Raw genomic sequence first — 13,679 nt, 5'->3', positions numbered from 1 at the left:
GTTGCCGGCCCCGCCATCCAGGGTGTCAGCACCCGCCATGCCGTCGAGGATGTTGTCGCCGGCGTTGCCGGTCAGCACGTTGTTCTGGCTGTTGCCGTAGCCGTTGAGGCTGGCGTTGCCAGTCAGGGTCAGGTTCTCGACGTTGTCGGAAAGGGTATAGCTGACCGTGGTTTTTACCAGGTCGGTCCCTTCGTTGGCGCCTTCGACCACGGCATCGGCGATGTTATCGACGATGTAGATATCGTTGCCCGTACCGCCCTGCAAGCTGTCGGCGCCTGCGCCACCGTCCAGTATGTCGCTGCCTGCACCGCCCTGAAGCGTGTTGCTGGAGGCGTTGCCAGTGAGGGTGTTGTCGAGCGCGTTGCCAATGACCGTAAAGGCCCCGGTCCCCACCAGCACGACGTTTTCCACGTTCTGCAAATTGCTCGCGCTCAGATTGACGACGCTGTCCTGGGCGGTCGCGCTGTACGCGAGGTAAAGCGTGTCGGTCCCTTCGTTGGCGTTTTCCTGTAGCAGTGTCAGTTCGGCACTCTGATCCAAGGCGTAGGCATCGTTGCCCTTGCCGCCGATCATCGTGTCGATGCCGAGACTACCGTCGAGGATGTTGTTGCCGTCGTTGCCGGTCAGCACGTTGTTCAGGGAGTTGCCGCTGCCGTTGAGGTCGGCACTGCCGGTGAGGGTCAGGTTTTCCAGGTTGGCGCCCAGGGCGAAGTTCACCGAAGAGCGCACGGTGTCGATCTCGCCGGCCAGGGTGCTGGTTTCGCTGACGACATCACCGACGTTGTCGACGATGTAAGTGTCATTGCCAGTGTCGCCGGCCATGAAGTCGGCGCCCGCACCGCCATCGATGAGGTTGTTGCCGGTGCTGCCCTTGAGAACGTTGTTGAGGCTGTTGCCGGTGCCGTTGACGTTGACGTTGGCGCCGATCAGGGTCAGGTTCTCGACGTTGGTGCCCAGGGTGTAATCGATGTAGGAGTAGACCGTGTCGATTTCCGAGGCCGAAGTGCCTTGTTCGATGACCACGTCGCCAACGTTATCCACCACATAGGCGTCGTTGCCGGCGCCGCCATCCAGGGTGTCCGCGCCGGCCATACCGTCGAGAATGTTGTCGCCGGCGTTGCCGGTCAGCACGTTGTTCTGGCTGTTGCCATAGCCGTTGAGGTTGGCATTGCCGCCGAGGACCAGGTTCTCGACGTTGGCGCCCAGGGTGAAGGTCACTATGGAAGACACGGTGTCGATTTCACCGACCACGGTGCTGGTTTCGCTGACCACATCGCCCGCGTTGTCGACGTAGTAAAGGTCTTCGCCAGCGCCACCGGCCATGAAGTCGGCGCCTGCACCACCGAAAAGAACGTTGTTGCCGGCGTTGCCGATCAACGTGTTGTTGAGGTTGTTGCCGGTGCCATTGAGGTTGGCGCTGCCGGTGAGCGTCAGGTTTTCCAGGTTGGCGCCCAGGGTGAAGGTTACCGAGGACTGTACGGTGTCGATCTCGCTGGCCAGGGTGCTGGTTTCGCTGACCACATCACCGACGTTATCGACGATGTAGGTGTCATTGCCGGTATCGCCAACCATGAAGTCGGCGCCTGCGCCGCCATCGAGGATGTTGTTGCCGGCGCTGCCCTTGAGTGTGTTGTTGAGATTGTTGCCGGTGCCGTTGATATTGGCACCGATCAGGGTCAGGTTCTCGACGTTGGCGCCCAGGCTGTAATCCACATAGGAATAGACCGCGTCGATTTCCGAGGCCGAGGTGCCTTGCTCGATAACCACGTCGCCGACGTTGTCGACCACGTAGCTGTCGTTACCGGCGCCGCCGTCCATGGTGTCTGCACCCGCCATGCCGTTGAGGGTGTTGTTCCCGGCGTTGCCGGTCAGTACGTTGTTCTGGGTGTTGCCGATCGCATCGATGTTGGCACTGCCGGTGAGGGTCAGGTTTTCCAGGTTGGCGCTCAGGGCGAAGTTCACCGAAGAGCGCACGGTGTCGATCTCGCCGACCAGGGTGCTGGTTTCGCTGACGACATCGCCGACGTTGTCGACAATGTAGGTGTCATTGCCGGTGCCGCCGATCAACCGGTCGGTGCCTGCGCCGCCGTCGAGGGTGTTGTTGCCGGAGTTGCCGGTGACGATGTTGTTGAGGCTGTTGCCGGTACCGTTGAGGTTGGCGCTGCCGGTGAGGGTCAGGTTCTCGACGTTGTTGCCCAGGGTGTAATCGATAGAGGCGATAACCGTATCGACTTGATCGGGGAAGCCAATGTATTCGGTGACCACGTCGCCGACGTTGTCCACGTAATAAGTGTCGTTACCGGTACCACCCTCCATGATGTCCGCGCCGACACCGCCGTCGAGGATATTGTTTGCGCTGTTGCCGGTGAGGCTGTTGTTCAGATCGTTACCGGTCAGGTTGATTTGCGCATTGCCCAGCAGCTGGCCGTTTTCGACGTTGGCGGCCAAGGTGTAGCTGATGCTGGTCTGGACCAGGTCGGTACCTTCGTTTGCCGCTTCGACCACCGAGTCTGCAACGTCGTCAACGATGTAGGTGTCGTTGCCGACGCCGCCCACCAGCATGTCGGCACCGGCACCACCATTGAGGGTGTCGTTGCCCAAACCGCCTTGAAGTGTGTTGGCCGACGCGTTACCGGTCAGCACGTTGTCCAGGTCGTTGCCGATCACATTGAATGCGCCGGTCCCCAGCACTTGCACGTTTTCGATATTTTGCAGAGTGCTCCCGCCCAGATTGACGGTGCTGTCCTGCGCGGTCGCGTTGTATGTCAGATAAAGCGTGTCGGTCCCTTCGCTGGCATTTTCCTGAATCAGGGTCAGTTCACCGCTCTGGTCAAGGATGTACTCGTCATTGCCCTTGCCACCGATCATGGTATCCAGACCGCCAGCACCGTTCAGGATGTTGTTGCCGTCGTTGCCGGTCAGGATGTTGTTCTGGCCATTGCCGATTGCGAAGTTGCCGGCGGTGCCGGTCAGGGTCAGGTTTTCCAGGTTGACGCCGAGCGTGTACGACACCGAAGACCTGACGATGTCGATTTCGTTGACCAGGGTGCTGGTTTCGTAGATCGCATCCCCGACGTTATCGACGACATACGTATCGTTGCCGGTGCCGCCGACCAGGATGTCGGCACCTGTGCCGCCGTCCAGAACGTTATTGCCGGAATTGCCAGTGATCAGGTTGTTCTGCGCGTTACCGGTGCCGTTGAGATTAGCGGTGCCCAGCAGTGTCAGGTACTCGACGTTGTTGCCCAAAACGTAATTGACCGAGGAATTCACAGCGTCGATTTCGGACGCCGAGGTGCCATCTTCGATGACCACATCCCCCGTGTTGTCGACAAAGTACGTATCGTTGCCCGCGCCGCCGTTCATGGTGTCAGCGCCGGCCATGCCATCAAGCGTGTTGTTCAGGGCATTACCGATCAGCGTGTCGTTGAAAGACGAACCGTAGGCATTTTCTATTTTGCTGCCATAGGCGATGGCCAGGCCTTCGTTGAACGAAGTCAGGGTGTCGAAGTTGAGAAACGCCTTGCCGATCTGGCTGAACTGACCTTCATTCAGGTCGATTCGAACCGCCGAGGCTTGGTTGCTGCCGTCGATGGCATCGATACCACCCGTGTCCCAGATAGTCTCAAAAACCGATTGGTCGGCCGCCCAGCTGTAGACGTTGTTGCCGGACTGCCATTGGGTGTTGGCGCCATACAGTTTCTGGATGGCCATAATGTCCAGCAACATTGGCGTGGTCGGCTGGTACGAGTACGAGTCGTTGTAGCTCATGACCGTGTAACGGACATCGTCGAGCTCAGGGGTGAGAATCGTCTTGTTGTCGCTGCTGGCTTCAAACGGGTGCTTGAGGCCCAAGGCATGACCGATTTCATGCACGAAGGTCAGATAGTCGAACGAGCCTTTGACAGGCGAGGGGTCATCAGTGCCCGGGCCTATCCATACGTCGCCTGCCACAGGTGTGCGGTCCGGGAAATACGCCCAGGCAGCGAATTTCGGATCCATGCTCGCGTAGCCACCGAATCGCAAGTCGCCCACGTTCGAGATGGATTCGGGCACCAGATTGAATTGGATGTTAGCGACCGCACTCCAGAGGCTGAGCGCGCTGGTTACCGCGTTCTGTTGCGCCGATGTCAGCGTATAACCGTCGAGGTACTCATTGTGAGGGCTGTAGTCGCGGGCAAAGTAGGAGCCGGTAGTGACGAAGCTGTAAGTCAGTACCGTCGGTGCCCCTGCTTTGTAAAACGGCGAGGCGCCTAACCAGTAGTCACCAGCAAGCAAGCTGTCGAGGGGCTTGTTGCCAGTCAATGATGTCCATATGGTGTACGCGTAATCGGTCGGAGAAGGCATGCTGGATTCCTGAGTGCGCTGCGACCCTTCCTGAATGCGGCCGCTACAAAAATTCGATTTTGCACCAGAACGAGTACATTTGACATCATTTGGCCACTACTTTTCTGATCAGTGGCGCCAAATAACTGGCCTGGCGAAGTGTATCGGCGAGAGGCGTAGAATCCTGAAGCTGTGCTCACTGCCTTTCGTCCAATACAGGCCCTCGAATTCCATGACTGCTACACCTCCCGCACTGATCCGCGAAACCTTCCCCGTCGGCCCTTTGCAGTGCAACTGCACCATCATTGGCGACCCGATCACCAAAAAGGCCATCGTCGTCGACCCGGGCGGCAATCACGAACTGATCCTCGCGCGTCTCGATGCCCTGGGCCTGAAAGTGGTCAGCATCATTCACACCCACGCTCATCTGGACCACTTTCTGGCCTCGGGCCAAATGAAGGAAAAAACCGGCGCGACATTGCACCTGCATAAAGAGGATCAATTCCTCTGGGACAACTTGGAAATGCAATGCAAGATGTTCGGCGTTCCCTACACGCCGGTGCCATCGCCGGATCGCTGGCTGGCCGACGATGAAGAACTGGCCTGCGGCTGCGGCGTGGCGTTGCACACGCCGGGTCACACGCCCGGCTCGATGAGTTTCTGGTTTGCAGAGGCTAAGCTGCTGATTGCCGGTGACACCTTGTTTCGGCGCGGGGTAGGGCGCACGGATTTGTGGGGCGGCGATCAGGCGACTATCGTGCGCTCAATCAAACAGCGGCTATACACCCTCGATGAGGAAGCGATCGTGGTCACCGGTCATGGCGCGGACACGCGTCTGGGGGATGAAATGCGCGAGAACCCGTTTGTGCGGGCCTGATTTGTAACAACAGGAATTTTTGCCCGGCGAAGTGATCCAACGCCCGCAAAGGCTCTGCCTGCAAAGCAAATATGCTTCAGTCCGTTGCACCACAGAATGAAAAAAGTAGGAGCTCTTCATGTTCACCAAGCAGCGTTTGATTATTGTCGCTACGGCCGTGGTTTTGCTGTCTGGCTGTGTCGCGCCCAATCCTTATGACAACCAGGGTCAGGCTGATGGCGGCTCCCAAGGCATGAGCAAAACCGCCAAGTACGGCGGACTGGGCGCTCTGGCGGGGGCCCTCGCCGGCGCCGCCATTGACCACAACAACCGTGGCAAAGGGGCGCTGATTGGCGCTGCGGTGGTGGGAGCCTCGGCTGCCGGTTACGGTTATTACGCGGACAAGCAGGAAGCCAAGCTGCGGGCAAGCATGGCCAACACCGGGGTTGAAGTGCAGCGCCAGGGCGATCAGATCAAGCTGATCATGCCGGGCAACATCACCTTCGCCACCGATTCGGCGAACATTTCGCCCAGCTTCTATCAGCCATTGAATAACCTCGCGGGCTCGCTGAAGGAATTCAGCCAGAACCAGATCGAGATCGTCGGCTACACCGACAGCACCGGCAGCCGTCAACACAACATGGACCTGTCCCAGCGTCGTGCGCAAAGCGTCGCCACTTACCTGACCTCGCAAGGCGTGAGCGGTGCCAACCTGTCGGCGCGCGGTGCCGGGCCGGATAACCCGATTGCCAGCAACGGCGACGTCAATGGCCGGGCGCAGAACCGTCGCGTTGAAGTCAACCTGAAGGCGATTCCGGGTCAGCAGTATTCGCAGTAATAAAACGCTTTGTCTTTACTGACCTGACTGAACCCCAGGCGTAAAACAGCCCGCCCGATCTCAACAGATCGGGCGGGCTTTTTTTGTGGCTGAATACTGGGCTGTCTGTCCGGGCCTCTTCGCGAGCAAGCTCGCTCCCACATTGGAATGCGTTTCTCCTGCGGGAGCGAGCTTGCTCGCGATGGGGTCCGAACTGGCAACAAAAAGCCCCCGGACACATCACGTGTCCGGGGGCTTTTGGCGTAGCGCGAAACCTGATTACTTCTTCAGGCCGTAATGCTCATCGAGCATGCCCGGTGCATTCGGGGCTTTGGGCGCGTAGTCGCGAGGCGGCTCCTGATTGCGCGGCGGCGTCAGGCGTTCCCGTGGCGCGGTCGTCGCGTCGGCGTGCAGGGAGGCCAGCAGGCGTTGGCGAGTCTGTTCGTCCAGGGCCAGACGGTTGGCGCCCTCGGCGAGATGATCCTGCACTTCCTGATAGCTCTGAGTCAGTTTCTTGACCAGGGTGGCAGTGCTGTTGAAGTGGGTGACCACCTCGTTCTGATAACTGTCGAAACGTTCCTGAACGTCATCCAGCTGGCGTTGCGTGCTGCTGGGCGCAGCATTCGGCACCAGGCGAGCGATCAGGAAACCAACGGCGACACCCACAACCAGGGCAAGAGTCGGCAACAACCAAACTAAGAGCGAGTGTTCCACGAGTCCTTCCTCTATAAACGGCTTTGCTTTACGTTAACGGCTCGAACCTGCGCTGTATACCGCGATTAACTCGCAATAGATTGGCACAGACAATTTGCTAGACGAGTCGACCTGATTCGAGGTCACGGAGTTCCTTCCTTGGTTATGCGTGAAACTCCTGTAGTGATTGATGGCCCCGTCGGTCAACTGGAAAGTTTGTACCTGGACAACGAGCAGCCGCGCGGCGTGGCGCTGATCTGCCATCCGAGCCCGGTGCAGGGCGGCACCATGCTCAACAAAGTGGTCTCGACCCTGCAGCGCACCGCGCGCGATGCCGGCCTGATCACTTTGCGTTTCAACTATCGCGGTGTCGGCGCCAGCGAAGGCAGCCACGACATGGGCACCGGCGAAGTCGACGATGCCCAGGCGGCGGCGCAATGGCTGCGGGCCAAACACCCTGATCTGCCGCTCACTCTGTTCGGTTTCTCCTTCGGCGGTTTTGTTGCAGCAAGTCTCGGCGGACGCCTGGAAGCCGAGGGCGAGCAGCTCAAGCACTTGTTCATGGTGGCGCCGGCGGTCATGCGTCTGGGCGATCAGGATCAACTGCCGCAACGTGGTGAATTGACCCTGATCCAGCCGGAAACCGACGAAGTCATCGATCCGCAGCTGGTTTACGACTGGTCAGAGAAACTCGCGCGCCCCCATGAGCTGCTGAAAGTGGCAGAATGCGGACACTTTTTTCATGGCAAGCTGACCGATCTCAAGGATCTGATCCTGCCGCGTCTTTCGAACTGATTGCAGTCTGACAAGCGATTACCCATGACGACTCGTACCCGTATCCTCACCGGCATCACCACCACCGGCACGCCGCACCTGGGCAACTACGCCGGCGCCATCCGCCCGGCGATCGTCGCCAGCCGTGACAGCAATGCCGATTCGTTCTACTTCCTGGCCGACTACCACGCCCTGATCAAATGCGATGACCCGCTGCGCATTCAGCGCTCGCGTCTGGAAATCGCCGCGACCTGGCTGGCCGGTGGCCTGGACGTGGACCGCGTGACGTTCTATCGCCAGTCCGACATCCCGGAAATCCCCGAACTGACCTGGCTGCTGACCTGCGTCGCCGCCAAGGGCCTGCTCAACCGCGCGCACGCCTACAAGGCGTCGGTGGACAAGAACGTCGAAACCGGCGAAGACCCGGACGCCGGCATCACCATGGGTTTGTACAGCTACCCGGTGCTGATGGCCGCAGACATTCTGATGTTCAACGCCCACAAGGTGCCGGTCGGTCGCGACCAGATCCAGCACGTGGAAATGGCCCGCGACATTGGCCAGCGCTTCAACCACCTGTTCGGCCAGGGCAAAGAATTCTTCACCATGCCTGAAGCGCTGATCGAGGAAAGTGTCGCCACGCTGCCAGGCCTCGACGGTCGCAAGATGTCGAAGAGCTACGACAACACCATTCCGTTGTTCAGCAGCGCGAAGGAAATGAAGGACGCGATTTCGCGGATCGTCACCGATTCGCGCGCCCCGGGTGAAGCCAAAGACCCGGACAATTCGCACCTGTTCACCCTGTTCCAGGCCTTCGCCACCCCGGCGCAGTCCGACGAATTCCGCAGCGAACTGTTGCAGGGCCTGGGTTGGGGCGAGGCGAAGAGCCGCCTGTTCCAATTGCTCGACGGCGAACTGGGCGAGTCCCGTGAGCGTTATCACCAACTGATCGAACGTCCGGCAGACCTGGAAGACATCCTGCAGATCGGCGCCAAAAAGGCCCGTTCGGTGGCCACGCCGTTCCTCCACGAACTGCGCGAAGCGGTCGGCCTGCGTTCTTTCGTTGCCCAGACGCAAGTCGCTGCCAGCACCAAGAAGAAAGCCGCGAAAGCCGCGCGTTTCGTCAGCTTCCGCGAAGACGACGGCAGCTTCCGCTTCCGCCTGCTGGCGGCCGATGGCGAGCAACTGCTGCTGTCGCGCAACTTCGCCGACGGTAAAACTGCCGGCCAGGTGACTAAACAACTGCAAGCGGGCCAGTCGCTGGACGTGCGCAGCGAAGACCTGAGCTTCAGCGTCTGGCTGGAAGGTGAATGCGTTGCCGACAGCGCCGCCTTCGCTGACAGCGCCGCCCGCGACGTCGCCATCGACGCATTGCGCGTTGCGCTGACGCCGGTTCAGGAATAAATCAGCGGCTCGGCCCGACCAAGGGCCGATTGCCATTCCCACGGGCCGTCGCTACAGTGACGGCCCGTTTTTGTTGCCTTGCTAACGAATTATGACGCCCCTAGAACGATATCAAGCTGATCTGAAACGCCCGGACTTCTTCCATGATGCCGCGCAGGAAACCGCCGTGCGTCATTTGCAGCGCCTGTACGACGACCTGGTCGCGGCGTCGCAGGCCAAGCCGGGCCTGTTTGGCAAACTGTTCGGCAAGAAAGAGCAGGCACCGGTCAAAGGCCTGTACTTCTGGGGCGGCGTCGGTCGCGGCAAGACTTACCTGGTCGACACTTTCTTCGAAGCGCTGCCGTTCAAGGAAAAGACCCGCACTCACTTCCACCGCTTCATGAAGCGGGTGCACGAAGAGATGAAAACCCTCGGTGGCGAGAAAAACCCGCTGACGATCATCGCCAAGCGTTTTTCCGACGAGTCGCGGGTGATCTGCTTCGATGAGTTCTTTGTCTCCGACATCACCGACGCCATGATCCTCGGCACCTTGATGGAAGAGCTGTTCAAGAACGGCGTGACCCTGGTGGCGACCTCGAACATCGTGCCGGACGGTCTGTACAAGGATGGCCTGCAACGCGCGCGTTTCCTGCCGGCCATTGCGCTGATCAAGCAGAACACCGACATCGTCAACGTCGACAGCGGCGTCGATTACCGCCTGCGTCACCTCGAACAAGCGGAACTGTTCCACTTCCCGCTCGATGAAGCGTCCCACGAAAGCCTGCGCAAAAGCTTCCGCGCGCTGACGCCGGAATGCACGGCAGCGATCGAAAACGACGTGCTGATGATCGAAAACCGTGAAATTCGCGCCTTGCGTACCTGTGATGACGTGGCCTGGTTCGACTTCCGCGAACTGTGCGACGGCCCGCGCAGCCAGAACGATTACATCGAACTGGGCAAGATCTTTCACGCCGTGCTGCTCAGCGGTGTCGAGCAGATGAGCGTCACCACCGACGACATCGCCCGACGTTTCATCAACATGGTCGACGAGTTTTACGACCGTAACGTGAAGCTGATCATTTCTGCCGAAGTCGAACTCAAGGACCTGTACACCGGCGGTCGCCTGAATTTTGAGTTCCAGCGCACGCTGAGTCGTCTGCTGGAGATGCAATCCCACGAATTCCTGTCCCGGGCGCACAAGCCATAGGGCTATTCGGCAAATAAAAAGGGCCTGCAATGCAGGCCCTTTTTTGTGCGCTGAAAAAACTATCAGGCTCCCCAAGACCCCTGTGGGAGCGGGCTTGCTCACGAAAGCGGTGTGTCAGTCACAGGGATGTTGAATGTGACGTCCTCTTCGCGAGCAAGCCCGCTCCCACATTGGATTTGCATTGAGCCCTGGATCTACGCCGCTTGCTGAAATTGCTGTCGATACTGGTTCGGTGACAATTCCGTATGCTGGCGAAACAGCCGCGCAAAGAAGCTCGCATCGTCGTAACCGACTTCATAACTGATGGTCTTGATGCTCTTGCGACTGCCGGACAACAAGCCTTTGGCCGTTTCGATGCGCAGGCGTTGCAGGTAATGCAGCGGCTTGTCGCCCGTGGCGGTCTGGAAGCGGCGCATGAAGTTGCGGATGCTCATGCCGTGCTCGCGGGCCACGTCTTCAAAGCGGAATTTGTCGGCGAAGTGCTCTTCGAGCCAGTGCTGGATCTGCAGGATGATCACGTCCTGATGCAGCTTCTGCCCGCCGAACCCGATGCGTCCTGGCGAATAACTGCGCTGCACTTCGTAAAGAATGTCACGGGCCACGGCTTGCGACACGTTGGCGCCGCAGAAGCGTTCAATCAGGTAAATGTAGAGGTCGCAGGCGGAGGTGGTGCCGCCGGCGCAATACAGGTTATCGGCGTCGGTCAGGTGCTTGTCCTGATTGAGGTGAACCCTGGGGAAACGCTCGGCGAAGGCGTTGAAGAAACGCCAATAGGTGGTCGCTTCCTTGCCATCGAGCAGCCCGGCTTCAGCGAGCCAGAACACGCCTGTCGCCTCACCGCAGAGCACCGCCCCGCGCGCATGTTGCTGACGCAGCCACGGCAGGACTTGTGGATAACGTTGGCAAAGGGTTTCGAAATCGTCCCAGAACGCCGGAAGGATAATGATGTCGGCATTTTCCAGGCCGCCGTCCACCGGCATGATCACGTCGCTGAAACTGTTCACCGATTTACCGTCGGGGCTGACCAGTCGCGTTTCGAACGCGGGAGTCAGGCCCTGACCGAGCTGTTTGCCGTAACGCAGACTCGCCAAATGGAAAAAATCCTTGGCTTGCATGAGGGTGGAGGCGAAAACCCGGTCGATCGCCAGGATGCTGACGCGCCGCAAAGGCGTGGAGACTTGCTTAGACATAATTCAACTTTATTTTTATAAGGGAAAGTGGTCACCAAACGGCTGGATCGTCTTATTTTTTGTCTGATGTGTCCAGTGTCCTGTATCAGAGGCGGGGCTTAGTCTCTGAAGGTTCATCCCTTCTAACAATAACGACAGGTGCCGCATGATCCCCAGAACCTTGTTCAATTCCGATCACGAACTTTTTCGCGATAGCGTGCGAACGTTCCTCGAAAAAGAGGCGGTGCCGTTCCATGGGCAATGGGAAAAACAGGGCTACATCGACCGTGGACTCTGGAACAAGGCGGGGGAGGCGGGGATGCTTTGCTCGCATATTCCTGAGGAATATGGCGGCCTGGGCGCGGACTTTCTCTACAGTGCCGTGGTGATCGAGGAGGTGGGGCGACTGGGTTTGACCGGGATTGGCTTTTCCCTGCACTCGGACATTGTCGCGCCGTACATCCTGCATTACGGCAGTGAAGCGATGAAGCACAAATACCTGCCGAAACTGGTGTCCGGCGAGATGGTGACCGCGATTGCGATGACCGAACCGGGCGCCGGTTCCGACTTGCAAGGGGTGAAAACCACCGCGGTGCTGGACGGCGATGAGTACGTGATCAACGGTTCGAAAACCTTTATCACCAACGGCTTTCTCGCGGACCTGGTCATTGTCGTGGCCAAGACCGATCCAAAGGCTGGCGCCAAGGGCACCAGTCTGTTTCTGGTCGAAGCCAACACGCCGGGATTTGCCAAGGGCAAGCGTCTGGAAAAAGTCGGCATGAAGGCTCAGGACACCTCGGAACTGTTCTTCCAGGACGTGCGGGTGCCCAAGGAAAACCTGCTGGGGCAGGCCGGAATGGGCTTCGCTTATTTGATGCAGGAATTGCCACAAGAGCGCCTCACCGTGGCTATTGGCGGGCTGGCGTCGGCTGAAGCTGCGTTGCAATGGACGCTGGATTACACCCGCGAGCGCAAGGCGTTCGGCAAGGCGATTGCCGATTTCCAGAACACCCGTTTCAAGCTGGCGGAAATGGCCACCGAAATTCAGATCGGCCGGGTATTTGTTGATCGCTGCATGGAATTGCACCTGCAGGGCAAGCTGGATGTGCCGACCGCGGCGATGGCGAAATACTGGGGCACGGACCTGCAATGCAAGGTGCTCGACGAGTGCGTGCAGTTGCATGGGGGGTACGGTTTCATGTGGGAGTACCCGGTAGCCCGGGCGTGGGCTGATGCGCGGGTGCAGCGGATCTATGCCGGGACCAATGAAATCATGAAGGAGATTATTGCGCGGTCGCTTTGATGATCTGGTGAATTCGAGATCGTTTTCGCGAGCAAGCCCGCTCCCACACTCGACCGTATTCCTTTGCGGGAACTCGGTTAAATGTGGGAGCGGGCTTGCTCGCGAAGGCTTTTTACCTACCGATCAAGGCGCCGGGTTCGGGTGATCCTTGTGAATCGCCTCGATGCCTTCCAGCACTTCGTCGGAAAGCTTCAGGTCGAAGCTGGCGATGTTGCTCTCCAACTGCTCCATCGTCGTCGCGCCAATGATGTTGCTGGTGACGAACGGTTGCTGCGTCACAAACGCCAACGCCATCTGCGCCGGATCCAGGCCATGCTCACGGGCCAGTGCGACATAACGGCTGCACGCAGCTTCCGATTGCGCATTGAAATAGCGGCTGAAGCGGCTGTAGAGGCTCAGGCGACCTTTTGGCGGACGCGCGCCTCCTTCGTACTTGCCCGACAGGAAACCAAACGCCAGCGGCGAATAGGCGAGCAAGCCGCACTGCTCGCGGATGGCGATTTCCGCCAGGCCGACTTCAAAGCTGCGGTTGAGCAGGTTGTACGGGTTCTGGATCGACACCGCGCGTGGCCAGCCACGGGCTTCGGCCAGGGCCAGGAAACGCATGGTGCCCCACGGAGTTTCGTTCGACAGACCGATATGGCGGATCTTGCCGGCCTTGACCTGTTCGTCCAGCGCTTCGAGGGTATCCTCCAGCGGCGTCAGGTTGGCTTCGGTCTTGTGCTTGTAGCCCAATTGCCCGAAGAAATTGGTGCTGCGTTCCGGCCAGTGCAACTGGTACAGGTCGATGTAGTCGGTTTGCAGGCGCTTGAGGCTCGCGTCGACCGCTTCAGTGATGTGCTGGCGGTTGTGGCGCAGGTTTTTGTCGCGAATGTAGTCGATGGTGTTGCCCGGGCCGGCGATCTTGCTGGCCAGGATCCAGTCGGCGCGATCGCCGCGACTTTTGAAGTAATTGCCGATGTAGCGTTCGGTGGTGGCGTAGGTTTCAGCTTTGGGCGGCACCGGGTACATTTCGGCGGTATCGATGAAATTGATCCCGGCGCTTTTGGCTCGTTCAATCTGGGCGTGCCTGGATCACAGCGCCTCGGCCAATGTCGGCGATGACCACCATGCCTGGAACAATTTGCTCGATCAGGCGTTGAATCAGCGCCGGT

General features: G+C 59.2%; 9 protein-coding genes and 1 pseudogene. 6 read left to right on the top strand and 4 right to left on the bottom strand.

Annotation, left to right across the window (positions count from 1 at the left end):
- Positions 1–4,347, bottom strand: a 4,347-nt coding sequence (locus ACQKP4_RS21780) for a M10 family metallopeptidase C-terminal domain-containing protein (protein WP_427635668.1), incomplete at its 3' end; no start/stop codon positions are given.
- Between the two features lie 211 nt (positions 4,348–4,558).
- On the opposite strand from ACQKP4_RS21780, the gene ACQKP4_RS21775 reads away from it, so the two are divergent.
- Together ACQKP4_RS21775 and ACQKP4_RS21770 are read left to right on the top strand one after the other, a co-directional pair.
- Positions 4,559–5,203 carry an MBL fold metallo-hydrolase gene (locus ACQKP4_RS21775; protein ID WP_427635667.1) on the top strand — a complete coding sequence of 215 codons (645 nt, stop codon included), beginning with the start codon at positions 4,559–4,561 and terminating at the stop codon, positions 5,201–5,203.
- Positions 5,204–5,321: 118 nt separating this feature from the next.
- Positions 5,322–6,020, top strand: coding sequence for an OmpA family protein (locus ACQKP4_RS21770; protein WP_427635666.1), 699 nt, complete (start codon positions 5,322–5,324; stop codon positions 6,018–6,020).
- Between the two features lie 258 nt (positions 6,021–6,278).
- Here ACQKP4_RS21770 and ACQKP4_RS21765 read toward each other — a convergent pair whose 3' ends face one another.
- The gene (locus ACQKP4_RS21765; RefSeq protein ID WP_427635665.1) at positions 6,279–6,713 is read right to left on the bottom strand and encodes a YhcB family protein; all 435 of its coding nucleotides are present in this window, start codon (positions 6,711–6,713) and stop codon (positions 6,279–6,281) included.
- Positions 6,714–6,857: 144 nt separating this feature from the next.
- Between ACQKP4_RS21765 and ACQKP4_RS21760 the strand changes: the two genes are divergently transcribed.
- The 3 genes from ACQKP4_RS21760 (at position 6,858) to zapE (ending at position 10,053) form a co-directional block, all read left to right on the top strand.
- The gene (locus ACQKP4_RS21760) at positions 6,858–7,487 is read left to right on the top strand and encodes an alpha/beta hydrolase (RefSeq protein ID WP_427635664.1); all 630 of its coding nucleotides are present in this window, start codon (positions 6,858–6,860) and stop codon (positions 7,485–7,487) included.
- A 24-nt stretch (positions 7,488–7,511) separates the two neighbouring features.
- Entirely contained in the window at positions 7,512–8,867 is a 1,356-nt protein-coding gene (locus ACQKP4_RS21755; RefSeq protein ID WP_427635663.1) for a tryptophan--tRNA ligase, read from the top strand.
- Positions 8,868–8,958: 91 nt separating this feature from the next.
- The gene (zapE, locus tag ACQKP4_RS21750; RefSeq protein WP_427635662.1) at positions 8,959–10,053 is read left to right on the top strand and encodes a cell division protein ZapE; all 1,095 of its coding nucleotides are present in this window, start codon (positions 8,959–8,961) and stop codon (positions 10,051–10,053) included.
- A 194-nt stretch (positions 10,054–10,247) separates the two neighbouring features.
- On the opposite strand, the gene ACQKP4_RS21745 is transcribed toward zapE, so the two are convergent.
- A complete protein-coding gene (locus ACQKP4_RS21745; protein WP_427635676.1) occupies positions 10,248–11,144 on the bottom strand; it encodes a GlxA family transcriptional regulator in 897 nt (298 codons plus the stop codon).
- Between the two features lie 244 nt (positions 11,145–11,388).
- On the opposite strand from ACQKP4_RS21745, the gene ACQKP4_RS21740 reads away from it, so the two are divergent.
- Positions 11,389–12,525, top strand: coding sequence for an acyl-CoA dehydrogenase family protein (locus ACQKP4_RS21740; RefSeq protein WP_427635661.1), 1,137 nt, complete (start codon positions 11,389–11,391; stop codon positions 12,523–12,525).
- A gap of 123 nt (positions 12,526–12,648) precedes the next feature.
- Here the strand turns inward: ACQKP4_RS21740 and ACQKP4_RS21735 are convergent.
- A pseudogene (locus ACQKP4_RS21735) lies at positions 12,649–13,590 on the bottom strand (NADP(H)-dependent aldo-keto reductase); the annotation flags it as partial.
- Between the last annotated feature and the right edge of the window lie 89 nt (positions 13,591–13,679).

Origin of the sequence: Pseudomonas sp. NPDC086278, assembly GCF_050280905.1 — a bacterium.
In the GTDB taxonomy this organism is placed as follows: Bacteria; Pseudomonadota; Gammaproteobacteria; order Pseudomonadales; family Pseudomonadaceae; genus Aquipseudomonas.
Note: the sequence above shows the minus strand (reverse complement) of the source record. Positions and strands in the feature narration are given on the sequence as shown.

Excerpts from the sequence above, each read along its gene's own strand:
- ACQKP4_RS21760 (WP_427635664.1), top strand. The coding sequence starts at position 6,858 with ATGCGTGAAACTCCTGTAGTGATTGATGGCCCCGTCGGTCAACTGGAA.
- ACQKP4_RS21755 (WP_427635663.1), top strand. The coding sequence starts at position 7,512 with ATGACGACTCGTACCCGTATCCTCACCGGCATCACCACCACCGGCACG.
- ACQKP4_RS21770 (WP_427635666.1), top strand. The coding sequence starts at position 5,322 with ATGTTCACCAAGCAGCGTTTGATTATTGTCGCTACGGCCGTGGTTTTG.
- ACQKP4_RS21740 (WP_427635661.1), top strand. The coding sequence starts at position 11,389 with ATGATCCCCAGAACCTTGTTCAATTCCGATCACGAACTTTTTCGCGAT.
- zapE (WP_427635662.1), top strand. The coding sequence starts at position 8,959 with ATGACGCCCCTAGAACGATATCAAGCTGATCTGAAACGCCCGGACTTC.
- ACQKP4_RS21775 (WP_427635667.1), top strand. The coding sequence starts at position 4,559 with ATGACTGCTACACCTCCCGCACTGATCCGCGAAACCTTCCCCGTCGGC.